This window comes from Magnetococcales bacterium, from assembly GCA_015231175.1.
Taxonomy (GTDB): Bacteria; Pseudomonadota; Magnetococcia; order Magnetococcales; family DC0425bin3; genus HA3dbin3.
Genome location: JADGBZ010000020.1, coordinates 19,548 through 45,144, shown reverse-complemented (window position 1 = coordinate 45,144; position 25,597 = coordinate 19,548). Strand labels below are relative to the sequence as shown.

Annotated in this window: 21 protein-coding genes and 2 tRNA genes; 13 read left to right on the top strand and 10 right to left on the bottom strand. The window is 55.4% G+C overall.

Annotated features, from left to right (window positions below):
* Window positions 1-144: 144 nt before the first annotated feature.
* Together HQL63_06645 and HQL63_06640 are read right to left on the bottom strand one after the other, a co-directional pair.
* Entirely contained in the window at window positions 145-3,636 is a 3,492-nt protein-coding gene (locus HQL63_06645; protein MBF0176510.1) for a mechanosensitive ion channel, read from the bottom strand.
* Between the two features lie 35 nt (window positions 3,637-3,671).
* Entirely contained in the window at window positions 3,672-3,962 is a 291-nt protein-coding gene (locus HQL63_06640; protein ID MBF0176509.1) for a DUF1640 domain-containing protein, read from the bottom strand.
* A gap of 209 nt (window positions 3,963-4,171) precedes the next feature.
* Here HQL63_06640 and HQL63_06635 point away from each other — a divergent pair, with 209 nt between their 5' ends.
* Both HQL63_06635 and HQL63_06630 read left to right on the top strand, forming a co-directional pair.
* Window positions 4,172-5,188: a cytochrome C554 gene (locus HQL63_06635; protein ID MBF0176508.1), complete on the top strand. Its 1,017-nt coding sequence runs from the start codon at window positions 4,172-4,174 to the stop codon at window positions 5,186-5,188.
* The gene (locus HQL63_06630) at window positions 5,188-6,900 is read left to right on the top strand and encodes a cyclic nucleotide-binding domain-containing protein (GenBank protein ID MBF0176507.1); all 1,713 of its coding nucleotides are present in this window, start codon (window positions 5,188-5,190) and stop codon (window positions 6,898-6,900) included. Before HQL63_06635 ends, HQL63_06630 begins: the two co-directional genes overlap by 1 nt.
* 51 nt (window positions 6,901-6,951) lie before the next feature.
* Here HQL63_06630 and HQL63_06625 read toward each other — a convergent pair whose 3' ends face one another.
* Complete coding sequence (locus HQL63_06625) at window positions 6,952-7,275, bottom strand: hypothetical protein (protein MBF0176506.1); 324 nt, start codon at window positions 7,273-7,275, stop codon at window positions 6,952-6,954.
* A gap of 416 nt (window positions 7,276-7,691) precedes the next feature.
* Between HQL63_06625 and HQL63_06620 the strand changes: the two genes are divergently transcribed.
* From HQL63_06620 to HQL63_06580, 9 genes are all read left to right on the top strand, one after another.
* Window positions 7,692-9,776 carry a hypothetical protein gene (locus HQL63_06620; GenBank protein ID MBF0176505.1) on the top strand — a complete coding sequence of 695 codons (2,085 nt, stop codon included), beginning with the start codon at window positions 7,692-7,694 and terminating at the stop codon, window positions 9,774-9,776.
* A gap of 519 nt (window positions 9,777-10,295) precedes the next feature.
* Window positions 10,296-10,994: a GNAT family N-acetyltransferase gene (locus HQL63_06615; protein ID MBF0176504.1), complete on the top strand. Its 699-nt coding sequence runs from the start codon at window positions 10,296-10,298 to the stop codon at window positions 10,992-10,994.
* 399 nt (window positions 10,995-11,393) lie between these two features.
* Entirely contained in the window at window positions 11,394-12,521 is a 1,128-nt protein-coding gene (gene rffA, locus HQL63_06610; GenBank protein MBF0176503.1) for a dTDP-4-amino-4,6-dideoxygalactose transaminase, read from the top strand.
* An 89-nt stretch (window positions 12,522-12,610) separates the two neighbouring features.
* Entirely contained in the window at window positions 12,611-13,606 is a 996-nt protein-coding gene (locus HQL63_06605; GenBank protein MBF0176502.1) for a glycosyltransferase, read from the top strand.
* 73 nt (window positions 13,607-13,679) lie between these two features.
* Complete coding sequence (locus tag HQL63_06600) at window positions 13,680-14,615, top strand: class I SAM-dependent methyltransferase (protein MBF0176501.1); 936 nt, start codon at window positions 13,680-13,682, stop codon at window positions 14,613-14,615.
* A 441-nt stretch (window positions 14,616-15,056) separates the two neighbouring features.
* A complete protein-coding gene (locus tag HQL63_06595) occupies window positions 15,057-16,310 on the top strand; it encodes a tyrosine-type recombinase/integrase (protein ID MBF0176500.1) in 1,254 nt (417 codons plus the stop codon).
* Between the two features lie 5 nt (window positions 16,311-16,315).
* Window positions 16,316-16,597, top strand: a complete 282-nt coding sequence (locus HQL63_06590) for a hypothetical protein (protein ID MBF0176499.1) — start codon at window positions 16,316-16,318, stop codon at window positions 16,595-16,597.
* A 156-nt stretch (window positions 16,598-16,753) separates the two neighbouring features.
* Window positions 16,754-16,915 carry a hypothetical protein gene (locus tag HQL63_06585; protein ID MBF0176498.1) on the top strand — a complete coding sequence of 54 codons (162 nt, stop codon included), beginning with the start codon at window positions 16,754-16,756 and terminating at the stop codon, window positions 16,913-16,915.
* 221 nt (window positions 16,916-17,136) lie between these two features.
* On the top strand, window positions 17,137-17,388 hold the full coding sequence (locus tag HQL63_06580; GenBank protein MBF0176497.1) for a hypothetical protein: 252 nt from the start codon (window positions 17,137-17,139) through the stop codon (window positions 17,386-17,388).
* Window positions 17,389-17,457: 69 nt separating this feature from the next.
* Here HQL63_06580 and HQL63_06575 read toward each other — a convergent pair whose 3' ends face one another.
* The gene (locus tag HQL63_06575) at window positions 17,458-17,916 is read right to left on the bottom strand and encodes a SocA family protein (GenBank protein ID MBF0176496.1); all 459 of its coding nucleotides are present in this window, start codon (window positions 17,914-17,916) and stop codon (window positions 17,458-17,460) included.
* Window positions 17,917-18,212: 296 nt separating this feature from the next.
* Between HQL63_06575 and HQL63_06570 the strand changes: the two genes are divergently transcribed.
* Window positions 18,213-18,584, top strand: coding sequence for a hypothetical protein (locus HQL63_06570; protein ID MBF0176495.1), 372 nt, complete (start codon window positions 18,213-18,215; stop codon window positions 18,582-18,584).
* Window positions 18,585-18,757: 173 nt separating this feature from the next.
* Here HQL63_06570 and HQL63_06565 read toward each other — a convergent pair.
* Window positions 18,758-18,832, bottom strand: a tRNA-Val gene (locus tag HQL63_06565).
* A 101-nt stretch (window positions 18,833-18,933) separates the two neighbouring features.
* Window positions 18,934-19,449: a YbjN domain-containing protein gene (locus tag HQL63_06560; protein ID MBF0176494.1), complete on the bottom strand. Its 516-nt coding sequence runs from the start codon at window positions 19,447-19,449 to the stop codon at window positions 18,934-18,936.
* Between the two features lie 162 nt (window positions 19,450-19,611).
* On the opposite strand from HQL63_06560, the gene HQL63_06555 reads away from it, so the two are divergent.
* Window positions 19,612-19,686: transfer RNA gene (locus tag HQL63_06555), tRNA-Thr, on the top strand.
* Window positions 19,687-19,887: 201 nt separating this feature from the next.
* Here the strand turns inward: HQL63_06555 and HQL63_06550 are convergent.
* The 4 genes from HQL63_06550 to HQL63_06535 all read right to left on the bottom strand — a co-directional run bounded on the left by HQL63_06550 (window position 19,888) and on the right by HQL63_06535 (window position 25,578).
* Window positions 19,888-21,213, bottom strand: coding sequence for a 2Fe-2S iron-sulfur cluster binding domain-containing protein (locus HQL63_06550; protein MBF0176493.1), 1,326 nt, complete (start codon window positions 21,211-21,213; stop codon window positions 19,888-19,890).
* Window positions 21,214-21,300: 87 nt separating this feature from the next.
* Window positions 21,301-23,091 (bottom strand): single-stranded-DNA-specific exonuclease RecJ, encoded by a 1,791-nt coding sequence (gene recJ, locus HQL63_06545; protein ID MBF0176492.1) that lies wholly within the window; start codon window positions 23,089-23,091, stop codon window positions 21,301-21,303.
* Window positions 23,088-24,269: a hypothetical protein gene (locus HQL63_06540; protein MBF0176491.1), complete on the bottom strand. Its 1,182-nt coding sequence runs from the start codon at window positions 24,267-24,269 to the stop codon at window positions 23,088-23,090. The genes recJ and HQL63_06540 overlap by 4 nt, the downstream gene beginning before the upstream one ends.
* Window positions 24,262-25,578, bottom strand: a complete 1,317-nt coding sequence (locus HQL63_06535; protein MBF0176490.1) for a homoserine dehydrogenase — start codon at window positions 25,576-25,578, stop codon at window positions 24,262-24,264. The genes HQL63_06540 and HQL63_06535 overlap by 8 nt, the downstream gene beginning before the upstream one ends.
* Between the last annotated feature and the right edge of the window lie 19 nt (window positions 25,579-25,597).

Sequence of the window (25,597 nt, the reverse complement as noted above, 5' to 3'; positions counted from 1 at the left end):
TGAAGAGTGGGTTTTGTTCCCGGCTAGACCAGTTAGGTCAACGTAGGACACCACCCGAGACTGGTGCAGACATACTCTGGCCAGAGATGTCAGGCCAACTGATACACAACGAGGCCTTGGTCATCGTTTTGGCCAGCCCCCCTCTCAGCACGCCTCTCCCGACGCCACAGGCCATGATCGTACATGGATATCCCTTTGCGGAAAGGGAATCTCGATACCCTCACGCACGAATGCCGCATTGATCAGGGTGTTGAGCCGGTCCAGCATGGGAATCTTGAGGTCCGTCCGGGGAAGAAAAACCCACAGCTCAAAATTCAGGGAGCTCTCCCCGTGGCTCATGAACAGCGCACGGGGCGGTGGCGTGGCCATCACTTCCGGTTGTTGTCGGGCCAAAGCCAACAGGATTTCACGAACTTTTTCAATGGGAGTGCCGTAGGCCACACCGACCGGAACGGTCAACCGGATGGAGGTGTTGGAGAGTGTCCAATTGGTCACCTGACGGGTGATCAATTCCCGATTGGGGATCAAAATCTCCTGGTTGTCGATATTTTGTACCCGGGTGGCCCGAATGTTGATTTGGGTCACCGTGCCAGTGACCTCTCCAACGGTGATCAGGTCGCTGACGCGGATGGGACGTTCCACGAGCAGAATGATGCCGCTGACAAAATTGGCCACGATCTCCTGTAGACCGAAACCAAGCCCCACACCCAAGGCGGCCATGAGCCAGCCCAGACGTCCCGGATCCAGTCGCATCCAGGAGACAGCCATGAAAATGCCGAAGATGAACATGGTATAGCGGGTGATCATCACCACGGCGTAACGCGATCCTTCCGCCACCTGCCAACGGGAGAAAATCAGAAAATGCAGCAGACCCGACAGGTTGGCCAGCAACCAGAAGGTCAGAATCAACGTCAAAGCGAAGCGGACGAGGTCTGCCACCGTGACGAATTCGATTTTACCCTCCGTCCCGGTCACGCTGTACAGATTGATCTGGCTCAGCGCCGTCAAGGCCTGCTCATTCACGCCCCAATAGGAAGCGATCAGAAACAACCCTGACAAAAGCAGAAACGGGCGGGCGAAACGACGCACGTTGCCGTGTGCGTGGGGCGACTCTGCCACCGCTCCGGAGTCGTCAGGCGGTGGTGAAGAGACCCGCTGGCGTTCATCCAGACGTTCCAGAATCCGGTCCAATGAACGGCTGATCCCCATGAAAATGACCACGGTTGCCAAAGTCAGTATGCTATTGCGCGCCAGGTGCATGGCCCCGAAACGGTACCCGGTCACATCCAAACCGATGACGCTTGCCATCAATGACCACCACACCCAACTGATCCAGGGGTGCCGCAACGACCCATTTTGCTCGCTCTGACTTTTGGCAGGGGCAATCCCTTGCAGGGTGTGATGAAGCAAGGGTGATCCTGGCCGCACCAGCAGGTAAAAAACCAACCCCAGGGCCATCGCGAACAAGGTCGAAAAGATGCGCGGCAACACCCGCAGAGCAAACGGGGATCCATCCAGGAGCGTCCGGGGCAACATGAAAAGTAAAAAAGCCCACAAGACAATGCGTGCGGCTGTGCGCAGCGATCGCACCAAATCTTCCGGGATACTGAAACCGTACAGGGTGCAACCCACCAGCTGCGGGAGACGACGTTGCATGGACCACAGAAAGAGAAAGAGGCTCAGATGGATCACCCCCCTTTCCAAAAGTTCCTGATAACCCACGACCTGGATGAAAGGCCGCAGCAACAAAAGCACCAACAACAACCAGGCTGGCATCAAGGTGGACTGCAAGGTGGCAATCAGGAACGGATGTTCGCGAAAGGATGGAACGACGTGTTGCACCTTCGACAGCTCTTGCACACTTCGGGCGGATCGTTGCAGACGCCCGTAAAGGAAGAAAAGGATCCAGGGTAGAACGACCAGGGTGCTTCCCAACATGACAGCCCCCTGTCCCGTTTTCAGGGAGAGTACCAACTCCTGCCAGTTTTCCGGGTCGGCCAGGCGTCTCCACTCCTGCCGCAGGGAGCGGGGATTGTCCGTCGCCATCACCTCCTGCCATGCGGTACGAAACAGCTTGCCGCTGAACGGATCGGCATCCTGGATCCAAAAAACATTCGCCAGGACAAAAGATTCCAGTTCATCCAAAACGTCTTGCCGGTCATGCGGCAGCAGGGCCAGGCGTTGCCACTCGATCGATACCTCGAAAGCGAGTCGTTTCTCTTCGCTGAGGGTGTGGTGATAATCATCAAGCAATTTCTGGCTTTGTCTGGCGAACCCTTCCCGCTGCCTTTCCGTCAGATGCCTGAGCAGGTTATCTTTTTCCCGCAGCCACTCATCGTCCACGGCGGCCTGCCGGGTGGCAAGGTCCAGGCGTCGTTCCTGGAGTCGCTCCTGCTGTTTTTCCAGAGGGACCGGAATCGTTGACCGCAGATCGCGATGGCGCTGCTTCAGGAGACGATAGGTTCCTTTCAGCAGCTCAGCCGCCGGTCCCTGCGAACCGTATTGGCGCACCAGGGCCTTCAGATTTTCCAACTCCGATTTTTCCGCTTGCAGGCGTTTTTCCTGTTCCGATATCTCCCGCACGACACCCGAGCGCAGTTGTTGGAGATCGGCAATATTTCTCTGCACCTGGAGAATTTCTGTTTCCAGGCGGGTTAAAAATTTTTGTTGCGGGGTGTTGGCTTCTTCTTCGGCCTGTAGTTTTTTTTGGAGTTCGGCCTCTCTGTTCTGCCGCTCCCTCTCCAGGCGGAGATCCAGCGCCTCGTGGTAGAGGTTGAAACGTTTTTGCTCCAATTCCAGGAGCAACTGGGCCACCTCCAAATTTTTTTCCCGCCTGGGCAGGGAGAGCTTGGCGTACATCTCCTCCGCCTGAAAACGGGCTATTTGGTCCTGGACAAATCTTTGCTCAAGTTCGGCGTTGCCTGTTTGCAAATCTGTCAGTGACTTGCCACTCTCCAGGGCCTTGTCCGACATTTTGGCAATTTTGGTCGCCAACTCTGCGGACTCTTTGGCCTTTTCCTTGGCCTGCGCCATTTTTTGTGGCGTCTCCTGCAACAGTTGCTGCGCCTGTTTGACCGACAGGGCGGCGGCTTCGATATCCCGGCTGCGGTCGGCCAGGGCGCCTTGTATTTTTTCAAGCGCATCCGGGGTTGGGTTTTCCGGTACGGGCGGCGTGGTTGGTGAATGGTTTCTCAGTTCCTGGAGCCGCTTCTCCGCTTCCGTCACGTTGGCGGGCTCCATATTGGACAAAGCCTCAAGGGTCTGCCGACGCGCCAGAACCTCCTGCCACCCGCCCAGAAGCTCGCTCCGTTTTTGCAGGGCAACGCGCCTCCGCCCCTCCTTGCTGTCCGACGCTGCATCAGCGGCGATCCCTTCGAGTTCCTTGGCCAACAGCCCCAGAACCGTACTGAATTGTTCCGCCTGTGGCGCCTTGAAGCGCCACAGGGGCGTCGTCGCCGTCAGTTCGGGTGTCGCGGCATTTTTCTTTGGGTCAGTTGCATTCGGTACAGACGTTTTCGCGTCGCTCTTTCCTGCGCTGGGCACTTTTTTTTCGGCGCCCTGCCCAACCCCGGAAAGAAGAAGCAATCCCGATGTTGCCAGGAGGAGAAAAAGCTTCCTGAATGAAAAGTGTTGCATAGCCATTTCAAGGGACAAAATGAAAAACAGGATTATTATTTGCCGGGGAACATCTTGAGCAGGGTGAAGATGAAAATCGCTTGCCCAGCAGCCACACCGAACATCCATTTGATGGTTTCGGCCTTGGCCGTTTCAATGTCTTTGCGCAGTTCAGCCTTGATGGTCAATTCAAGTTCTTTGAGATCCCTCCGCGTGGCCAGTTCATCCAGGTTCGTCTTGAAGATGCTGGACAGGGTCTCAGCCTGCACCTCGGCCTGTTCTTCGGTGAACCCGACGGCTCGCAGCTTTTTGACGTAAGCATGTGTGTCGAAAGTGGCAGCGGTCATGTCTGGATCTCCAGCAAAATGGATGACGGCGACAGCGTACCACAAGACTTGACTGCCATGGAAAAAAAATGGGTCACTCTTCACCACCCGGCAACGAATCTTCAAATGCGATTGCCCAGACTGTGGCGCGTGTCATACTTTACAAACTGTTCTAAAGTTTGTTATCAAAGGACGCCCTGCATCCTTCACCAACGAGATGGACCGTAACCATGAAAAAATCAGCAAAATTTCTGGCTTGGCTGTTTGCTTGCGGGTGCCTTTTGTTGACAGGAGCCAGCTTCGCCGGACCAGGGTCGCCCGACCCGGCTTTGATCAAAGGCCCCGATAGCTGTGGCAAGGAGTGCCACAAGGATGAATCCGCTGTCTGGGTCGAGACCAAACACGCTGCGTCGTTTCGTACCCTGGAGCAGGAAAAGAAAGTGGGCGAGATTTTGACCAATCTGGGTCTCAAAGGGAGCATGCGCCGGGCTGAACCTTGTCAGGGTTGCCACTACACGATGCAAATGGTCAACGGTCATCCGCAAGCCACCGCTGGCGTTTCTTGCGAGGCCTGTCACCGTCCGGCCAAAAATTGGATCGATATTCATGGCGATTTTGGGGGCAAGGATGTCAAACGTGACCAGGAGACACCAGAGCACAAACAGCAGCGCCTGGCCAAATCCGCCGCTGCGGGGTTGGTGCGACCTGTTGATCTCTACCCCCTGGTGCGCGCCTGCTACGACTGCCATCTGGGGTTTGAGGAAAAACTTGTCAATACGGGCGGCCATGTGCCTGGCAGCCTGATCGAACTGGTCTCCTGGACCCAGGGCAAGGTGGGTGAGGAAGGAAAGCCAATCCGTCACAATCTGATGCAGGGCAAGGAGAACCGCTATGCGCCTCCGGCCCGGCGTCGTGTCATGTATGTCCTGGGGTTGGCGTTGGAACTGGAGTATACGATTCGGGCCATCGGGCGGGCAACTCAGGAAGGGCTGTTTGTGCAAAAAATGGCCAAACAGGCCAAGCAGGCTGCCCAACGCATGAAGCAGGTCAGCGACAAGGCCGATATTCCCGAAGTGAAAGCCATCGTCGCCGAAGCGGGCAAGGTTAAATTGAAGTTGAACAACAGCAGTGAACTCGATCCCATTGCCGATGCCATCGCTGCGCAGGGGAAACAGTTTGTCGCCCGCGCCGATGGGAATCAACTGGCCGCCGTGGATGCGGTCATCCCCTGGTATCCGGAAAAATAGTGGCCGGGACAGTCCATATTCACCAAATGGACCGGTGGGACAACCCTCTGGATCCAGAAATGACCCCGGAGCAGGTTGCTCGTATCCTCTCTTTGCCGCTGTTTCGTAATATGGATGCCGAAAGCTTCCCCACTCTGGTTTCATTGCCCAGATTGGTGCGCAACGAGACCCGGTTGGTCCAGTATCGGCGTGGCGATTTGGTGGTGCGCGCTGGTGATTACGGCAGTTCGGCATTTCTTGTGGTCCAGGGAGATGTGGCGGTTATTTTGCCGCCGGGGTTGCCGTCTGAACGTCTGGGGCGGGCCGCACCCAAGCGCAAGTCTCTCTTTCAGGTCTTGCGACAGATTTGGAACGACTCCCGTATGCCGGAGGCCACCCACCACCTTTTCCAGGGGGAAGGAGATGGCGCACATGCCGTCACGGGCGATGGACATGGTGTCATCCGGGTCAATCTGGCCGACACGGATCAGTTGCTGCAAAAACATGCCACCGTCATTTTAAAAGATGGGGATTTGTTCGGAGAGATTGGCGCCCTTGGTCGATTCCCCCGCTCGGTCTCAGTGGTTGCAGCCACGGACGTGGAGATTTTGGAGATCCGTTGGCAAGGATTGCGGGACTTTCGCCGTCATGATGCCCGTTTTCGTGAGCACATGAACCAGTTGTATCGTGAGCGTTCCCTGAAGGCACATCTCCGCGAAACGCCAGTCTGTCGCCACCTGGATCAGGCTTTGTTGACCGACCTTGAACAGGCTGCCCTCTCCGAGGTCTACGGTGAAACCGACACCAACAACCCGTTTTGGCGTCCGCAAGGGGAGTCGCCCAGTGAACGCCTGGCCCAGGAACCCCTGATCATCGCAGAGGGGGAAGTGTTCGACGGCCTGATCCTGATTCAATCCGGATTTGCCCGTATCAGTCAAAGATTCAATCATGGTCATCGGACGGTTGGTTTTTTGGGCCGCAACCGTATGTACGGTCTGGCCGAGGCGATGCAACGTTGGCGCACCGGGCAACCGGCGCCGAGCGTTTTTTCGTTGCGCGCCATTGGTTACGTCCAGACGCTACGCATCCCTTATGAGATTTTGCAAAGCCATGTTCTGCCACACCTTACACCCGAGTTTGCCCCATCGGCGCTGACCACCCGCAGCGGCACGGTATTCGAGGGCTTGGACAGGGAAGATGTTGGTCTGATAGAGTTTTTGGTGGAGTATCACTACATCAACGCAACGGCGGCCATGTTGATCAACCTGGATCGTTGTGTGCGGTGTGACGAGTGTGTCCGGGCCTGTTCCCGCGCCCACGACAACAACCCCCGTTTCGTGCGCCAGGGACGCCGCCACGACGCTGTCATGGTGGCCACCGCTTGCATGCATTGCCTGGATCCGGTCTGCATGATTGGTTGTCCGACCGGTGCCATTCATCGCCATGAACGGGGAGGCGAGGTTCTCATCAACGACCGGACCTGTATCGGTTGTGGTACATGCGCCAACAGTTGCCCTTACGGAACCATTCTGATGGTGGAAACCCGGGACGCGCGTGGCCGTTTCCAGCACAACCGGGAGACAGGACTTCCCATCCTCAAGGCCACCAAATGTGACCTTTGCCTGGAACAGTGGGGTGGGCCGGCTTGTCAACGCGCCTGTCCACGCCATGCCCTGCTGCGGGCCAACATGTGGGACACCCGCAATTTGCGGCACTGGATGGGGTGGCGTTAACATAGTCCCTGGCACCACGCACCCGGCACATGGTGACCTTCACCCCCCGGGTCACCGTGGGGAATCACCCAAAGTCAGCACCATGCCCTCACGGGTGGGGATGACGAAGGGTAGAGGGATATGCCACGTGGGACTGTCGGGATGATGAGGGCTGAACTCTTGGACACGATTGATCTTCAAGGAGAGATCCCGGCCAAAGTCCCGTTCCCGCAGGAGGACGCCGACCAGCATGAGAAGATTGGGGTCGTGATTGACCAGAGAATTCAGTGTCGAAAACTCTTCTGGCAGAAGACATCGCAAACGATGGGTGGCATCCCGGAAACAAAGCTGATCCGTTGTGCCCACGGTGTTGTGCGGGAGCTTATGCTGGCTCATCGCTGTTTCATGTGGGTTGCTTGAGGTAAAATGAGCACTTTGGCAACAACCAGAGGAGGCGCTCATGGATCTGTGTCTTTACCGATGATCAGTGCCGCACAAGGAAAGACCATTCGCCAGAAAATTTCACCGTTATCAAACAGATGGCAATGAACCTGCTACGACAGACGCCTTCGAAGAAAAGCCTTCGGGTGAAAAGGAAAATGGCTGCATGGAGTGATAGCTTCCTGAAAAGCATTCTCCAGAGAGCCTGAGATGTTCAAACGATTGCCCCGGGTCGGATACGGCGTCAAGTTGACAATGGTGCATGCGCTTTGTTAGGATTGAACACGAGCTTTGGGGTGGAGTCGATCGATTCTGAGTTTGGGTTGACGGGCTCTACATGGTGACGCTCTCGTTGGCAAGGGATTATGAGAATGATGGCAGCCGATGTACGCAAGCCAGAAGGGTGGCCGTCGCCCGTGGCGCTCCTTTTTCTTTATTTGCTCTGGATTCTTCTTGAAAACTATATTCTTGGTCCATACTCTGTCATTCCGTTGTTTGATACGACCCCATTCATGGATTATTTTTCATTCTCTGATCGTTGGAACCCGTTGAATATTTCTGGAATTCCCCGACTGTCTTCGAGTCTCGACCAATTTTTTTTCGGTTTTTCTGTCTTGCCCTTTTGGTTAAGCTATGCATTGACCAAAGCCATGCAGTACGGTGCTGCCCTTTATTGCACTTATCTGGTCGGGTTGCGGTTGAAGTTGGATCCCATGGGATCGGCGCTGGGGGCGTTGCTCTTCACCTCCTACCTCCAGATGCCCGAGATGTTGTGGGGCTATGCTATTTTTTTGCCCCTCTTGCTTCTGGGGTTTGGCCATATTCAGAGGATGACTTCGTGGCCTTTGCAAATTTTGTCCACGCTGAGTTTCGGGGCGGTCATGGGATTGCTGACCAATCCGGGTCTTGAAAATCAGGCGTTGTTTCTTGCTTTTTTTTGGTTTTTGATCGTGGAGCGGGAGAAAGGATGGAGGATTTGGGTGCTCTTTCTTCTGATGTCCGTGATGGTGTTCGTCGTGCGTCTGCCTGATTATTTCGATCTCGTTCTGAACTCCCAGGACTCCTTCCGGAAAAGCGTTAGTGAACAATATGTTTATTACTCTTTTTTGAAAAGCATTTCAACAGATCTTTTTTTGGTGTCCCATGTTGCGGTAGGGGTTGTTATCTTGTCTGTGTTGGGCCTGAGGCTGTTTCGCACATCCCCTGTTTTTAAAAGAGTTGTCGCATCACTGCTGTCTGTTTTTGTTGTCATTGTGTTGTTGGAGTTGATCCAACCTGATATGCCGAAAAGTCTGGATTTTGTTCGTTCGTTCCGTTTTTATTTCATGCTTTTCCCTTTCTTTTTTCTCCTCTCGGTGTGTGCTGCCGCCGCCTATGACAATCTTCCCGATCCTGTTTTTAAATTGAAATGGATCGGGCTCGATATTCCCAAGGCGCTTGTTCTCATGGTTTGCTTGTTCTTTATTTTTTTGAAGACTTTGGGTGCCAAGTCCGATATTCCGTGGCGATTGAACCTGACGGGAAGCGCCGTTACGCGATTTGAAGATCCTGGTGTTCTTGCCCTGGCGCAGGAAAATGTTGACAGGTCGCAACACCCTTTTCGGGTCAGTAATTCCAACTGGATCATCCATGACGATATGCAGGCCCTGAAATTGGAAACGGCAGGGGGTACGGCCCTGATGCACTCCCAGGCCATCCTCGAACTGTGGTGGCGGGCCGATCGTGACCTGAAGGAACGTGGTATCGGGGCCACGTTGAATCTCGATCTGGATGGCGATTTGCGCCAATCAGAGGGGGTGGATTTTTCCCAAAGGTACAGGTTGCCCATTTTCTCCCTGCTGAACATAAAATACTTCATCTCCCTCACCCCTTTGCATCATCCTGACCTGCTGATGCGTTCCGGTCAGGATGTGGAGTCGATCATGCGGGGAACGACCCCCGCAAGTTGGCGCCACAATCTGCACCGGGCCTTCAGTCGCTCCCCTCACTTTTTTATTGCCGAGAACAAGTCTGTTTTGCCCCGGTTTCGACTGGTTGATCATGTGCGCACTTTCCCGGATGCCAAGTCGCTTCTGGATGCCTTGGAGGGCATGAGTGTCGATGAGCTGCGCCGGGAAGTTTTGCTTGATGGAAGCAACAAGTATGTGAGCCAGGCCGTTTTGCAAGAGTTGCAGAAAACGCACTTCGATGTGCAGGGTGGTGAGGTGACCATTGTCAAACGTGCCTCGGATCGTACTGTGCTTCACGTTCGATCTGGTGGGCCGGGTATCCTGGTCTGGTCCCAGGCCTACAACCGGTTTTGGGTCGCGTCCATCGATGGAAATCGTGCGCCTGTATTCCCTGTCTATCACGCCCTGACCGGTCTGATCATACCAGCCAACGCCAGAGAGGTGATTCTCCAGTTCGATCCACCATACAAGTGGTCCAATCTTGTAAAATTTGCCAAATGGCCATAACCGAACAGGATGGATATCCGAGGGTGGTGGGGTACCGCGTCCGGGGACGTTTTGGCAGTGTCAGGTGTTGTTCATAACAAATTGTTTGGATATCATGGGGAGTCTTGTGATTTATTTTGTTGAATATATGCTGGATGCTTTATTCAAAGAAATTTTGGTGTCGGTTCTTTTTTTGGCCGTTCTGGGCGTTATTTATTTTATCATGAAGAGATCGGACTGTTTAACGGAAGCAGGAAAACATGATCGTCACGTTGCGCGGGATCATTACGCTATACTGTTAATTATAAAATTGATCGGGTATATATTAAAGTCCGTTGCTGGCTTCAGTGTTGTAGTCATGATGTCGATCCTGATATGGCAAATCAGCGGCAGGATGACTCTGAGAGGTTTTGTTCTTGGTATTGTGTTATGGATATGCATGTATTTTATTTTGCGTTGCCTGTTCAACCGAGGATGCAAAAAAACTGTTCCATATTTTTCAGTAGAGCATTGAGGCAAGTTTACAGGGTGATGCAATATATGATTGAATTGCTGGAGTGGGATTGCCAATTTTTTGGATTCAACGTGGCGGCGGTGCGCCCTCCTTGCCACAGTCCGGATGACTGGCAGGCCGTCCAGCCATTTTGTCAGGAAAATCGAGTCCGGTTGGTCCAGTTTGCCTGCGATTGTGCAGAGGAGCAGAGTATTCGGTTTGCCGAGCAAAATGGTTTTCACTGTGTGGACGTTCGTCTGGCTTTTGCACGTCCATTGGAACCCATTTCGGCGGATGGTGCGATTCGCCGCGCCACGCCGGCGGACTGCCCCACCATTCTGTCTGGCATCGAAGGCCTGTTCAACATGACCCGATACCAGGTTGATCCCCATTTTCCTCGGGACAAGGCGGAAGAGCTGTACAAGGTGTGGATTGAAAAATCAATTGCGGGTGCATTTGATGATGTTGTCTTCATGACGCCTCAGGGCGAGGGGTTCATGACGGTCAAAGTGCGGGAAGAGGTCGGGCATATTGGTCTGGTGGGCGTCAAGGCCTATGCTGCAGGCCACAAATGGGGCAGCCGTCTGCTCGCGACAGCACTGCACCATTTTGCCGCCACACATTGCCGACACGCACAGGTTGTGACCCAAGGCCGCAATCGTGTCGCACAAAACTACTACCAACAGGCCGGTTTCAAATTGCAGCAAACCGAGTTGTGCTATCATAAATGGTACAAACAAATATGAGCCGGCCTTGCCAATGAGTAGCCGTTCAGTACCCTCGCTTTCAGCACCCCTTCAGCATTCTTGCCCGTCGCCCCTTGAGCCTTATTTGCAAACAACGCTTCAGCACCCCTTCAGCATTCTTGCCCGTCGCCCCTTGAGCCTTATTTGCAAACAACGCAAAAAAGGCCTGGGAGAAGGGGGGCGTACAAAAACAAAACGGGGCGCTGCCCTTGACCTGCCAGGGAGCCAGCCCCCTGGATTCCGATTCGTTGCCGGGTGGTTTGAGTCCTGGATAAATGGGCTGATAGCGTGCATACTCCCCACCCGGCCTGGGACAGTAGCTTGATGTCCGTCACGCAGGCCTTGACCGGTCCGCCCCGGTTTGTGGCACACATCGATGTATGATTTCAGGCAACCATCATGAGAATTCCATTCAATCGTCCTTCCTTCACGGGTCATGAAAAAAAATATCTGTTGGATGCTGTGGAACGGGGCCATATTTCCGGCGGTGGCTATTACACCCGGTGTTGCGAACAATTTTTAGCGCGGGAACTTGGCGTCCATCGGGCCTTGTTGACCACTTCATGCACCGATGCCCTGGAGATGGTTGCGCTGTTGCTGGATATCCAACCCGGTGACGAAGTGATCGTGCCTTCCTACACGTTTACCTCGACTGCCAATGCTTTTTCGTTGCGTGGCGCCCACATCATCTTTGCGGATATACGTCCTGACACCATGAATCTGGACGAGAAAAAATGGATGCAAAAAATCTCGGCCCGCACCAAGGCCGTGGTGGCGGTCCATTACGCCGGTGTGGGTTGTGACATGGACGACATCATCTCTGTCGCTGCGCAACACGGGGTGAAGGTTGTCGAAGACAATGCCCATGGTTTGTTCGGAAGCTATCGGGGCAGGCCTTTGGGAACCATGGGGATCCTGGCTACCCAAAGCTTTCATGAAACCAAAAATTTCAATTGCGGGGAGGGAGGGGCACTGCTGATCAACGATCAGGAACTCGTTGAGCGTGCGGAAATATTGCTGGAGAAAGGTACCAATCGGCAACAATTTTTTCGGGGGATGGTCGATAAATACACCTGGGTTGACCTGGGTTCGAGTTATGTCCTGGCCGATGCCCTGGCAGCCGTTCTGTATGCCCAATTCGAGCAACGACATGACATCATGAGCGCCCGCAAGGCCATTTGGTCAAGGTATGATCAACAGTTGGCAGCGTGGGCCCATGCAAGGGGTGTGCAGCGTCCTTTTGTTCCAGAATATTGTCAACAAGCCTATCACATGTACTATTTAATTTTTCAGGACATGGAAACACGCCAGAGATTTTTCAAACATTTGGCCGATCATGACATCATGAGTGTATTTCACTATATCCCGTTGCACCTCTCGCCCATGGGGAAAAAATATGGCGCCAGACCGGGTGACTGTCCTGTTGCCGAAAAGATGAGTGACCGATTGGCCAGGTTGCCATTCTATTCAACGTTGAGTGAGGCGGATCAGGAGAAGGTGATTTCGACGATCCTGTCATTCAAATAACATGGCCGTCTTTGTATTTGTTATAAATGGTTTTTTGCACGGATGCGTAGACAGGTGATTTTCAACTTTCTGGCGCGAGATGGGATGCGATGCAAAAAAAAATAACGAACCTCTCGGTCGTGGTGCCGGTTTATTGCAGCCAAAACATTCTGTCCCACCTGGTTGAGCGGCTGGCCGGGGTTCTGCCGAACCTTGTGGAAGATTATGAACTGATTCTGGTCAACGACGCATCCCCCGATCAAACGTGGGACGTGGTTGTTGCCATGTGTAAAAAACACAATTGGATCAAAGGGATCCATCTGTCCCGCAATTTTGGACAACACAATACCCTGCTGTGTGGCATCCGACATGCCCGATTTGATCTGATCGCCACCATGGATGACGACCTGCAAAATCCTCCAGAAGAGTTGGAAAAATTGCTGAGGGCCATGGAAGAAGGTTGTGACGTGGTTTATGGCTACCCACAGGATTACCAACAATCTTTATGGCGCCGGTTCTCCTCAGCCCTGGTGCGTTGTGCCATGGTTCCTGCTTTGGGTGCAAAGAATGCCATGTCCGTCAGTCCATTTCGCGTGTTTCGTGCGCGTCTGTGTCGGGCCTTTCAAGATTTTGCCGCTCCCAATGTCTCGCTGGATGTATTGCTCTCCTGGGGGACAACCCGATTTGCCGCCATACCGGTTGCGCACGCCCGGCGTTTGTCCGGCCAAAGCACCTACTCCCTGACCAAGCTGTTGGATCTGGCCATGAGTATGCTGATTGGCTTCAGCGTCCTGCCTCTGCGGCTGGCAGGTCTGATGGGGTTTCTGTTCGCTATTTTTGGTCTGCTTGTCCTGGGTTTTGTCCTGGTCAGGTTTCTCTTTTTTGGCAGTGTTGTGCCTGGTTTCACCTTTCTTGCCTCGATTGTTGCCATATTCTCTGGTGTCCAGCTTCTTATATTGGGTATCATCGGGGAGTATATGGCACGCACACATTTCAATAGCACAAGAAAACCTCCCTATGTCATCATGAAAACTGTCGGGTTTGACGATTCTTGTGACAATCAAGGTGCCCATCAGAGCCAGGTGATGCAGGGGGTGCCAGAATGATCATGCGCTGTTTGCGATGCAGGGACTGCCAGAATGATCATGCGCTGTTTGCAGGGCAACCGGATCGAGGGGCATGATGGCTGATGATCCTGCCGCTCATTGTTCATGCGGCACGCAGATCCTCCCTGAACCGGGGGAGTTTGCAGCCTGGCTTGACAGATTTCGTCAGGACGATTTTCTCGCGGGCTTGGCGATTTTGTGCGACAAACCAAAATCCAGTCTGCTGTCGATCCTGGATACGTACATGAATGAGGCGCTTTTTTATTATGTTGACGTGCGTCTTCAGATGTCTCCACACCACAGAATCCTTGAAATAGGTTCCGGCATCGGTTTTCTCTCCCTCTGGATCGAGTTGCATGGCTTTGACGTGGTCGCCCTCGAGCCCAATGCGGGATTCTTTGACCTGTTCGCCAAAATTGCCATGGAAGTCCGGCGTTTCGCGGGTGGAAAAAGAGAGCCCTTGAATGTGACCGCAGAACAACTGGACCCTGAAACCCATGGCCGCTTTGATGTCGTTTTTTCCTTCAACGTTCTGGAACATATCGACCATCTTGAACAAGCGTGCGCCGCCATGGTCGCCTGCCTTGCGCCAGGCGGGAGGATGATGCATGTGTGCCCCAACTATGTTTTTCCCTATGAGCCTCATTTCGGAGTGCCTTTGCTTCCCGGTTTTCCCGGTATCACAAGAAGGATTTTCGACAAGAAAATATCGTCAAACCAAGAGCTTTGGCTGTCTCTCAATTTTGTCACCAGCCATCGCATCCAGAGAGTGGCCAATCGACATGGTCTCCAGGTGACTTTTCAGCCCGGACTCATGCACAGGTTCATGGATCGCGTCTTTACGGACGAGTTGTTCAGGAAGCGTCATGACGCCACTCCTGGGGGGAGCATGCTCGTCAGGATTCTTGGCGGGTTGCGCTTGTGCGGGTTGCTCGGTCTTCTGAAATACGTGCCACCCGGATGGGCAACACCGATGAGCTTTACCTGTGGCAACCACACAGAACCCTGAGTGAATGGTTGCCATTGAGTCACTATTCACCACTTGGCCACGCTCGGGGTCCAGGGGGGTGGCTCCCTGGCAGGTCCAGGTCAGAGTCCTGGTGGGGTTTGGGGCGAAGCCCTGACAAAGGCTTTCATATCCAGGTTTTTCTTGCAAGGGTGGTGAACAGTTGCACCATCGAAACAAAAAACGGCCACCTTGCGAGTGGCCGTCATTTTATTGCTCCCGATGGTGGGCGGTAGAGGATTTGAACCTCTGACCCCTACCGTGTCAAAGCAAGGGATACCGTTTTCCGTGGTTTCCGCGCACCCTATGATGTCATCAATATCAATCATTTGCTTTCTTGACGTTGCTGCTTGTTTTCGCTAATTTCCTTTTGGTTGGGTACTATGTGGGTACTGGAATTCATTCCCAATACCCTGATTTTTCGCCATACCAGAGGGAAAATTCATGGCCACCAGATTGAATAAACGCACTGTCGATGCTTCCCAACCCGGTGACAAAGACCTGTTCCTTTTTGATGAAGACCTGACCGGATTCGGTCTCAAGGTCACTCCCTCCGGGCGCAAGGTCTATCTGGTCCAATATCGCATCAATGGGAACAAACGGCGGTTGGTGATCGGGGTTCATGGTTCCCCTTGGACTCCCGACCAGGCAAGAACGGAAGCCGTCCGACTTCTGGGAATGGTGGCAAAAGGGGAAGACCCTGCTGAAGTGAAGGCGCAAATCAAGTCCATGCCATCCGTGGCGGAATTGTGTGACCTGTACATGGCAGAAGGAACAGCAACCAAAAAGGCGTCTACATTGTCCATCGACCGGGGGCGGATCGAACGCCATATCAAACCCTTGTTGGGACGCAAGCGCGTGGATCAGGTTACCCGCACCGACACGCAACGCTTCATGAGTGCCGTAGCCGAAGGCAAAACAGCTGCCGACATCAAGACAGGTCTGCGTGGCCGGGCCATCGTGACCGGAGGCAAGGGAACTGCAACCCGGTGCATGGGTTTATTGGGTGCCATTTTTGTCTTTGCGACAGAGAGGGGATTCCGGGCAGACAATCCGACCCATGGAATCAAAAAATTCCCTGGAGAACGCAGGGAAAGATTTTTGACCGGTGAGGAACTCACCCGCCTGGGAGATGCACTGAGGGAAGCTGAACGAGAGGGGGTGAATCCATCCGCCATTGCCGCGTTACGTTTGCTGTTGTTGACCGGCATGCGGCGGGGGGAGGTTTTGACTTTGCAATGGTCGCATGTCGATTTTGAAAGGGGTTGTCTGCGTCTGCCAGACTCCAAGACGGGGGCCAAGGTGGTTCATGTAGGGGCGGCGGCATTGGAATTGTTGGCTGGATTACCACGCATCGAGGGACAACCGTTCTGCTTCCCTGGTGCCATCCATGGCCAACCTCTGGTGGGACTTCCCCGCATCTGGCGCAAAATTCGGGAAAGGGCTGGACTCAGTGACGTTCGCATTCATGACACCCGCCACGGGTTTGCTTCCATTGGCGTCGTATCCGGAATGGGGTTGCCCATCGTGGGGGCACTCCTGGGCCATACCCAGGCCAGCACAACCCAACGCTATGCCCATCTGAGTGCCGATCCACTCAAGGTGGCCGCCGACCGAATTTCTGGTCAAATCGCTGCGGCACTGAATGGCACCCCAAAAGCCGAAGTGATCTCGATTCGTGCCAACCAGGGAGGATGAAGACCATGTTTTCTGTCACGTTGCCGGACGAAATGGAACTTCGGTTGAAGGCCATGGCCAACAAGAGCGGGCAAACCTTGGAAGATTACCTCCTGATGGTATTCCACCACCTGCTGACCGAAGCGGATACGGCACAGCAAACAGCGGATACGGCACAGCAAACAGTTGAGGATGCCGAAGACTCCCGTTTGATTCGGGAGAGGCTGGAGATATGGGAACGCCAAGGCCGTCCGGGGATTTCCCTTGAAGATTATGCCCGCTCCCGTGGCATCGGTCCCGTTGGATGAGTTGGCGCGTTGTTATTGAACCCCATGCACAAAAGGAACTTGATGCACTGGACAAAAGAGCGAGGGAACGCATTGTCGCTGCCCTGTTCCGGTTGGCGGATGATCCTTTGTCGGCATCCAACGTCAGGACATTGGTGGGTGGAGGGTATCGACTTCGTGTTGGAGACTATCGGGTTGGGGGGTCGCTTGGCATCCGAGTTGGCCGGCATGACCAACCAAGCCGAGATTCAGGCTCTGTTGCTGCGGGAGACGCGACGCATTCGAGCCACGGCGGCAGGAGTGCTGCAGAAGATGATCGAGGAGCATCCCCCCGCCTGATTTGGAAGAGTTTGGCTTGGTCGCGTTTGAAACGCGAGCAAGTGATGACAATTCCGCGTTTAGAACGCGGAATTCGCGGGTGCGGGTGTAGGTGACAGAAATGAGCGGGCGGCTGGAGCAATCATTACGGTTCAGCCATGGCTGTACACAGTAAAACCACGATCCATCCATACCACATGAAACACCCTGCCATCTCGGAATCCGAGCATGGGGGCCTTTCCATGACATCGGAACGCGATAATGCGAACATCAGGCGTGATAACGTTTGGGATGCCAACTTTGATGGCGTCGCGGGAAATAATTTCAGACCCAAGACCATGACGAGGGGCGTTTTGAATCTCTCCCCACGTCAACCGGGAAAGACGGTAAAGCGTGTCTGCAAAGGCCGCCTTTTCCTCCTGGTTGCATTCATCCAGGGCGTGGCCGTCCTGGAGATGAACCAGGGAGAATACCGGCTTCTCCTGGTTGGTTGACCCCGACCCTTTTGGAGGCGGCTTGATCCTTTTCCCTTGACCTCCGCGATGCTTGATCATATCCAACCACTACTGAAGCTGGGTCTTGAAGTAATCCTTCATGGCATCAAGAGGGATGCACCCCCCCGGCTCCCGGTTGTAGGTTTCCCGCCATGGTGGTTCCTCATGGGTCAAATTGCGCAATTTCCAGGCGTCATATTGGCCATACTCGTTGTAGACTTCATTCAAAAAATCGCACAATTCCTTCGGGAAACGGTCAGCGAGCACCCTTTCAGGCCTTGGGATTGGTCCTGAGCCAAACTCTTTGAATTTCTGGTAGAGCAACGGAATGACAGGACCGTGGGTCCAAGCGGCAACAGGTTCCGCAAAGAGCGGCTTGTCAAACATGGCCAAGTGGAAGCCTTGCGCGTAATAGACAAGCTTTTGCAGTTTCATATTCGAGATCAAATCCCCTGCCTCTTCATCGGCAAGGGAAAGGAAGTAGTTGGCAACGTTAAGGCAAGTGATGTTTCCTGCGGCATCGTTCATGTTTTGTACCCTCCTGTGTCTCAAGATATCCCACAACATCCGCAGAAATCCACTTGCATTCCTCCCTGGCAGGGAATAGGTTCCTGGAACGGGGCCGAAAACCCCACCAAACAGCGGACACCGCACCCGTCAGACCAGCGGTATTTTTGCGCCTTGAATCTGGGTACGCGCCTTGCGTGCTTGGTCATGGCCGGGTGTGGACGAATACAATACCCCTCGGGGGAATAAGTCCGCCGACTGTTTGCGGTTTTCGGCACCCGGTCTTTTCATCCATCCCCGAAAAGGAGCAAACAGCCATGACCACGAGCACACCCAAACAGTCCCCCCGCACCATCACGATTCAGGTTTCTGACAAAGGCAAGATGCGTTGGATTGAGGCCAACTTGATGCCTCCCCAGGGTGCGGAGCCTTACCAGAAGAAGCACCGGCTTTCAAAGGAGCGGACATACGACGATGGCCAGGCTTTGATCGATGAGTTGAAGGCGTTGATTTACGCCAGACAGGACCAGGGTCAGGGGATCACGCCGGACGAACTGTTGCCTTTCCTGGAGGACATCAACCGCGTGTTGGTGTCGGCGGGAACCACCATGTCCGAGGTGAGCCTTGGGATTTCGATCAGGCAGATGGAGATCAACCGCTGGCTGGGGCCGAAACTGAAAGTCCTTTGACCTGACCAACGAATGCCAGGGACGGCACCTCCCAGGACACGAGACAGGGCCGGAGCGATCCGGTCCTTTTTTTGTTTCCGTGTGTGTCCGGTGAATTTCTTCCAACTGGGTACTATGTGGGTACTAGAACAAAAACGGCCACCTTGCGAGTGGCCGTAACTGTTTGTTTTTAATGGTGGGCGGTAGAGGATTTGAACCTCTGACCCCTACCGTGTCAAGGTAGTGCTCTCCCCCTGAGCTAACCGCCCAAAGCGGATGCCAACTTAGTCCCATTTGTTGGTGCCGTCAACCCCTCTTCCCGGTGCGCCATGCACAACGTGGCGTACAGGGCGGAAACCGGGGTCACAAATCAAGCCTCGCCCTCGGTTTCGATCATGGCGGTGGCAACAGCCTCTTCCGGTTTTTTTCCACCCCAGATCACCCACTGTAGGGCCGGAAAGAAACGATCGGCATCCTGGTGGATGGAGGTCAGGATATCCTCGACCTGCTCTTCGGAGAGGGGTGCCCCTCGCATGGGCAGAACGACCCGCAGCACCGGTGTCATCTCTTCGTTCCAAACCTCAAAATGACCGACCCAGATACGTTCGTTGATAAGAGCCATGGTCTCGGCGGTGCGGCCCCAGAGGCGGGGAGGAATTTTCAGGGTCAGGTAACAGTTGAACTGCAAAAACCCGGTGTTTTCATGGTAGGTGGTCCAAAGTCGGAAATTTCCCCATTGGGTGGGAATCTCGGCCCAAAGTTCAAACTCATCAATCCGCTCAGCGTGCCAATCCTGATCGATCACATACTCCTCGACCATGCCAATCGGGTTGATCGTTGGCTCTTCAGGATTCTCCGGTGTGGGCCTGCGCGTGGTCTGACTCATGGAAACCGATCACCATGGAAATAGTGGACACCTCCCCCCTCACTCCTTCATTCTGCCCGTTTTCCATCTGTTGATCAACCCACGCTCTCACCCTCTCTCTTCCGCTGACGCAGGAGCAACACTTGACCAGATGCGAGACGGGGCTTAGTATGCCCGCGTTTCGCCGCCTTAGCTCAGGGGTAGAGCAGCTCACTCGTAATGAGCAGGTCGTCGGTTCAATTCCGACAGGCGGCTCCAATAAAACAATTGCTTGCGTCCACTCATTCCTTGTTTTTGGGTCATGACTCAGCGCCCGGCAAAGCATCGGGGTCTGGCTCCCTGGCAGGTCCGGGACGGAGTTCCGGTGGGCTGGGGACGAAGCCCTGATAAAGGCCCTCGTGCTCGGGCATTTCTTGAAGGGGTGCTGGATGGTTGCGCCTTTGGGGGGGGGGCGCTTTCTCAGGCATCGATGACCAGATCTTCCTTGGGTACGGCGATACAGGCCAGGCAGGTGCCTCGATCGGGAGTTTGTCCCGGGTCGTGGACGTAGCTGACTTGGCCCGATTTCAGGGCCACCGCACAGGTGCCACAATTTCCGGCTCGGCAGCCACCATCCAGGGGGATGTTGTTTTTTTCCGCCAGATCCAACAAGGATCCGTCCTCCGGGTGCCATGTCACCTGCCTGCCACTGCGGGAAAAAAGGACGGTGAATGACGCGGCTCCGGCCAACGGGGTTGGAGGTGTGCGGCTGACGCTGGAGGGACCAAAAGCTTCATAGTGAACATGATCATCCGGTACGCCCCATTGCGCCAAGCCGGTCACCAGATTTTGCATCATCCCGGGGGTGCCGCAGATGTGAAATTCGTAATTGCTGGAGGGCAATGATGCCTTGAGCAGGGCCATGTCGATGCGGCCAACATGGTGAAAATCCTTGCCCAGCTGATCCTTTGGCAAAGGCTGGCTGTAGCAAAATCGAACATGAACGTGGTCACATGTGGCCGCGATCGCCTCAATCTCTCCCCGCAATAAATGGTCCCGGCTGTTGCGCACCCCGTGGAAAAACCAGACATCCCGCTCATCAAAGGCGCTGCACAAGGACATCAATTTGCTCAATTGCGGCGTTACCCCAATGCCCCCGCCAATCAGAACCACCGGCCTTTGTTTACCCGGATCCAGGACGAAATGGCCCGTGATGGGTTTGACATCCAAAATGTCCCCTTCCTGTGCCTGGGTACAAAGATAGGTTGAAACCTCTCCAGGTGGAACCCCCGGCGTACCCGGCGGGGCCAAGGCCTGCTTGACCGTCATGCGATAGGAGTTCAAATGCTGGGGATGGCTGGAAAGAGAGTAACATCGGGTGACAGGTTTCTCACGACCAGGAACCCGCACCACAAAAGTCAAATACTGACCAGGAAGGAAGGGCGGCAGAGGCTTGCCATCATGTGGGACCAGATACAGAGACCAGACTCCGGGGGTTTCGGGCACCTTGCGGTCGATGCGAAACTTGCGCACCCCGCTCCAGGAACGGGCCTGTCTCTCCACCTCCAGGTGGTACAGAGACGTTGCTTTTTCCAGCTGTGTCTCCAGGAGTTTGATCTCGACACGTTGCCGCTTCTCCTGGAGAGACAACCGACGCATCTGCCCTGCAATGGACAACACCACTTGCACGGCAATTCCGACCACCAGCAACCAACCGGCCACACGGAAGGGGTGGGTGCCTGCCAGTCCTTGCAAGGTGGTTTGTTGATCCTGCAAAAAAGCGGTCAGTGCATCGGATGTCATCATATCGGACAAAATCTCCCGTCGACACTGTAAGCCCTTTCCGGAAGGTTCTCAAGCCTGGCCCTCTTGCCTGGCCAGGTACGCACATGGTCACATGGCCAGACGTGCATCCTTGATGTGCAATTGCACCGTTTCCCGATTTCGAAACGTGCTGATCGAAAGGGTTCCTGCCACATCGACGGTACCGCGTTCCGTCAATAGCCGCTCTCCCAAAGGGCCTGGAAGCAAACCAAAACCGAGCGCTTCCACGCGCCCCCCCTTGTTGTCGACCAACTGGCATTTGACATGGCGTTCCTTCAGGACTGACGATGACTCGATGCGCATCTGTGGCAGAACGACAACCGGTTCGGGATTGCCCATGCCGAAGGGTTGAAAGCGTTGCATGTGCCGGATCAGCTCCTGTTGCATGGCCGTTGGGGAGAGGAGAAGATCAAACTTGAGAACGGGTTGAAACAGTCTGGGATCATTTTGGGTCCGCACCGCCTGATCAAAGGCCTCGATGAAAGGGTCAAGTTGCTCCAGGGCGATGGTCAGGCCGGCGGCGGCGTGATGTCCGCCAAAACGCAGTAAAAATCCGCCGGCAGCGGCAACGGCGGCGAACAAATTCACCCCGCGCACCGAGCGCCCCGAACCTTTGCCCTCTCCCTTGGTCGCGTCCAGGGCGACAACCATGGTGGGTCGATAAAAGCGCTCGGTGATGCGTGATGCCACGATACCGACCACCCCGGGGTGCCAGTTCGGGCTTGCCAATACCCACCCCATCCGGCGGTTGATCAGATCCTGTTCGCCGATCATGGTCAGGGCTTCGTTCAGGATCCGTTGTTCGATGGCCTGCCGTTCGCGATTGGCGCTTTCGAGAATATGGGCAATCTCCTCGATGCGTTCCGGATCATCGCTGCTTAACAGCTCCGAACCGAGTATGCCTTGACCCAGGCGACCCCCGGCATTGATGCGTGGCCCCAGCTGAAAACCGATCTGTCCTGGCGAAAGCCCTTTCTCGGAAGTTCGAGAGAGGCCCGCCTGGCGAACCAGGGCCTGCAACCCCGGGTTGCGAATCCGGGCGCTGTCCCGCAAGCCGACGGCCACCAGGAGTCGATTCATGCCGGTCAAGCGGGCCACGTCGGCTATTGTTCCCACGGCCACCAACTCCAGCAAAGGTTTGAGGTCGGGTTCGGGGAGGTGACCGCCAAACAACCCCTGCTGGCGCAAATACCGGTTCAGGGCCATGACCAGGTAAAAAGCCAGACCGACCCCCGCCAACTCCTTGTGGGCGAAGGTATCGTCTCGTCGATTCGGATTGATGATCGCGACAGCGACCGGCAGCCGATCATCGACCAGTTGGTGGTGATCGGTGACAACGATATCCATGCCCAACCGGGAGGCCTCTTCCATGGCGTCGAAGGAGGATATGCCACAATCCACGGTGATGATCAGTCGTGTTCCCTCGGCGGCGAGTTGCCGCATGGCGGGAACGTTGGGTCCATACCCCTCATCCAGCCGATCTGGAACATAGACACGAACAGATACACCCAGGGCCCGGAAATAGCGGACCAGCAACGCAGAGGATGTGGCTCCATCCACATCGTAATCCCCAAAGATGGCGATGGCTTCCTTCTCCCGTAGGGCCTGGGCCACGCGGGTGACGGCACGATCCATATCCCGCAGCAGAGAGGGGTCTGCAAGTTGGCCCAGGGCGGGCCGTAAATAATTTTGGGCGCCCGCGACGGTCTCAATCTGGCGTGAGGCCAAAAGCGGCGCCAGGAGCGGTGACATACCCAATTCCCGCGCCACATGTTCGTGGTGCAATCCGGCACGCTCCCGCTGTTCCCAGAGGCGCCCCTGAAATGACGCGCCGGGCGTTGTGGCCGGATCGTCGATCATGCCATCCACGCTTGTCGAAAGTTTGCCATGGCGAGAATGTCTCCTCTTCTCCCACTCCATTTTGGCCAAAACCAAGGTCTTGTGGATCTCGTTTCCTCGGGTGGCATGAGCCAGGGTGATGGTTCGGGGAGAACCATCCCATCAGGCGCCAGGCATGGCCCGGAAAGAACCACCAGAGGTACGGCGAGCGGACGCAAGGCAGCCGCCAAAGGCGCAAGCAAAAGATCGCCGAGCATGCGCAAATGATTTTTTCGTTGCGATGGCAAACCGTGTTGTACCAGCAAGGCCGGCGCCTGGAGGTGAACCAGGGCACGGTCACCTCGGGCAACCTGGTCCAAAATGTCCGGGAGCAGCGCTGTCGGCACTTGTTCTTCGTCATCCAGGAGACAGGGGCGCCAACCGTCGCTGTGTGCCAGACTGGCCACCAAAGGTTCTGCACTCCAGCATACTCCCCGGGTCGTTGGTGGGGGAGGCGTTTTCTCCCCATGATCCCGGCCTACGCCCCAGATCCAAGGTGTATTCAGGGGCAATCGACCTTGCGCCTGGCGTTCTTGATTCAGGGGGTGACGGGCGAGGATGAGTTGCCCGGTGGTCAAAAGCCGGAGTAACGAAGCTGCATCGGCACCCTGAGGCAGGAGATCCAGGGTGCGTCGCCCCTCCAGGTGGGCCAAGGGGAAGGTGCGAACCTGTAGAGGAAGCGTTGTCGAGAGCAGCAACTCCATGCCCATGCCCGGATGAATCCGCCAACCCTCCCGAAGGTACTCTTCCGCCAATGCCTGTGCCAGGGCCGCGACTTCCGCCTGGTTCTGTCCCGTCCTCTGCCTGGAAACGACATGCAGATCCATCTGAACCTGGCGCAGATGGGTGAAGCCGAGGACAGCCCAACCCAGCCCTGCGTCGTCGGCCAGACCCATGGCGCGTGCCATGTGATACCCGGACGGAAGATCCCTTCCAGAGAGAACTTCCGGCAACAACCCGAACAAGGCGAACAGACCCGGTTTCTCCAGAGTCGCATCCGACCCTGCCGCAGGCCATGCCAACATGCCACGCCGACCCCGGGAGACCCAACGGCCCAGCGGAGGGCATAGGGTGTGCAGGGGAGGATCTTCCTGGACGGACAAACCTTCGATGACAATGACGACGGCGGTCCGACCCGATTCCCTGGCGATCTCAGGCAAAAATGCTCTCGATGCGAATCAGATGCGGTTTTTCCAGGACTGATCCCATCCTCTCCAACTCCTGCAATCCGGCGCGGATGCGCCGTTCCGATGTCTCATGGGTGACCAGCACCAAAGGGACAGGAACCGTCGCCTGGCTGGAACGCCCCTCCTGATGGATGGTCTTGATGGATATGGCATGCCGGCGGAACACATCGGCAATCTCGGCGAGAACGCCGCTCTCGTCCACAACGGCCAGACGGAGATAGTACTCTCCAATCAGGTCATCCATGGAGAGAACCGGCATGGTTTGCAGGTGTTCCGTGCGTGTGGACAACAGAGGTACCCGCCGCCGTATGCCGGCCTTGAGATTGCGGGCCATGTCAACGAGGTCACCCAGCACTGCGCTGGCCGTGGGCTTCTCTCCGGCTCCGCGGCCAGAGTGCATGGTCGTTCCGGAAAAGTCGCCGTTCACAAACACCGCATTGAAGACCCCCTCGACGGTGGCAACCATGCTGTCAGCCGCCACCATGGCTGGATGGACACGAAGTTCCAGCCCCGACGGGTTGCGTTTGGCTATGGCCAACAGCTTGATCCGATACCCCATCTTCCTGGCCCAGGCGATATCGACTTCCGTGACCTGGCGAATGCCTTCGACGCTGATACCCTTGAAGTTGATGGGGGTGCCAAACGCAATGGCCGACAGAATGGCCAACTTATGGGCCGTGTCGATGCCATCCACGTCGAAGGAAGGATCCGCCTCGGCGTACCCCTTTTCCTGGGCCGCCTTCAGGACTTGGCCGAAGGGAAGGGCCTTTTCCCGCATCTCGGTCAGGATGTAATTGCAGGTTCCGTTGAGGATGCCATGAATCTGATCGATCTGATTGGCGGCCAGACTCTCCCGCAGGGCCTTGATGATGGGAATGGCACCGGCTACAGCCGCCTCGAAGGCCAGTTCACAATTTTGCGTTTCGGCTTCAAGCAACAGCTCGTTGCCGTACTGGGCGATCAGGGCCTTGTTGGCGGTTACGACATGTTTGCCATGGCGCAGGGCCGACTCCACTAGGTTTCGTGCCGGATCGATGCCGCCAATCAACTCGACAACGATATCAATGTCATCTGCGACGACCACAGCGTGCGCATCCCGGGTTAACTCCACGGTGTGCAGGGAGATTCCCCGGTCACGATGCACATCCAGGTCGGCGATACGCACCAATCGAAAGCGCACGCCCGTTCTTTCCCAAAGCAGGCGCTCGTGGGTTTGCAGCAGGCGTACCGTTCCCGTTCCGACAGTTCCCAGCCCCAGCAGGCCGATGCGTAGCGTGTCCAATACTCTTACCCTCTTCAGC

What these genes read in the sequence shown, in the direction of transcription:
- HQL63_06645 (MBF0176510.1), bottom strand. Translation starts at nt 3,636, where the DNA reads ATGCAACACTTTTCATTCAGGAAGCTTTTTCTCCTCCTGGCAACATCG.
- HQL63_06640 (MBF0176509.1), bottom strand. Translation starts at nt 3,962, where the DNA reads ATGACCGCTGCCACTTTCGACACACATGCTTACGTCAAAAAGCTGCGA.
- HQL63_06635 (MBF0176508.1), top strand. Translation starts at nt 4,172, where the DNA reads ATGAAAAAATCAGCAAAATTTCTGGCTTGGCTGTTTGCTTGCGGGTGC.
- HQL63_06625 (MBF0176506.1), bottom strand. Translation starts at nt 7,275, where the DNA reads ATGAGCCAGCATAAGCTCCCGCACAACACCGTGGGCACAACGGATCAG.
- HQL63_06620 (MBF0176505.1), top strand. Translation starts at nt 7,692, where the DNA reads ATGATGGCAGCCGATGTACGCAAGCCAGAAGGGTGGCCGTCGCCCGTG.
- HQL63_06615 (MBF0176504.1), top strand. Translation starts at nt 10,296, where the DNA reads ATGATTGAATTGCTGGAGTGGGATTGCCAATTTTTTGGATTCAACGTG.
- rffA (MBF0176503.1), top strand. Translation starts at nt 11,394, where the DNA reads ATGAGAATTCCATTCAATCGTCCTTCCTTCACGGGTCATGAAAAAAAA.
- HQL63_06605 (MBF0176502.1), top strand. Translation starts at nt 12,611, where the DNA reads ATGCAAAAAAAAATAACGAACCTCTCGGTCGTGGTGCCGGTTTATTGC.
- HQL63_06600 (MBF0176501.1), top strand. Translation starts at nt 13,680, where the DNA reads ATGATGGCTGATGATCCTGCCGCTCATTGTTCATGCGGCACGCAGATC.
- HQL63_06595 (MBF0176500.1), top strand. Translation starts at nt 15,057, where the DNA reads ATGGCCACCAGATTGAATAAACGCACTGTCGATGCTTCCCAACCCGGT.
- HQL63_06590 (MBF0176499.1), top strand. Translation starts at nt 16,316, where the DNA reads ATGTTTTCTGTCACGTTGCCGGACGAAATGGAACTTCGGTTGAAGGCC.
- HQL63_06580 (MBF0176497.1), top strand. Translation starts at nt 17,137, where the DNA reads ATGACATCGGAACGCGATAATGCGAACATCAGGCGTGATAACGTTTGG.
- HQL63_06575 (MBF0176496.1), bottom strand. Translation starts at nt 17,916, where the DNA reads ATGAACGATGCCGCAGGAAACATCACTTGCCTTAACGTTGCCAACTAC.
- HQL63_06570 (MBF0176495.1), top strand. Translation starts at nt 18,213, where the DNA reads ATGACCACGAGCACACCCAAACAGTCCCCCCGCACCATCACGATTCAG.
- HQL63_06560 (MBF0176494.1), bottom strand. Translation starts at nt 19,449, where the DNA reads ATGAGTCAGACCACGCGCAGGCCCACACCGGAGAATCCTGAAGAGCCA.
- HQL63_06550 (MBF0176493.1), bottom strand. Translation starts at nt 21,213, where the DNA reads ATGATGACATCCGATGCACTGACCGCTTTTTTGCAGGATCAACAAACC.
- recJ (MBF0176492.1), bottom strand. Translation starts at nt 23,091, where the DNA reads ATGATCGACGATCCGGCCACAACGCCCGGCGCGTCATTTCAGGGGCGC.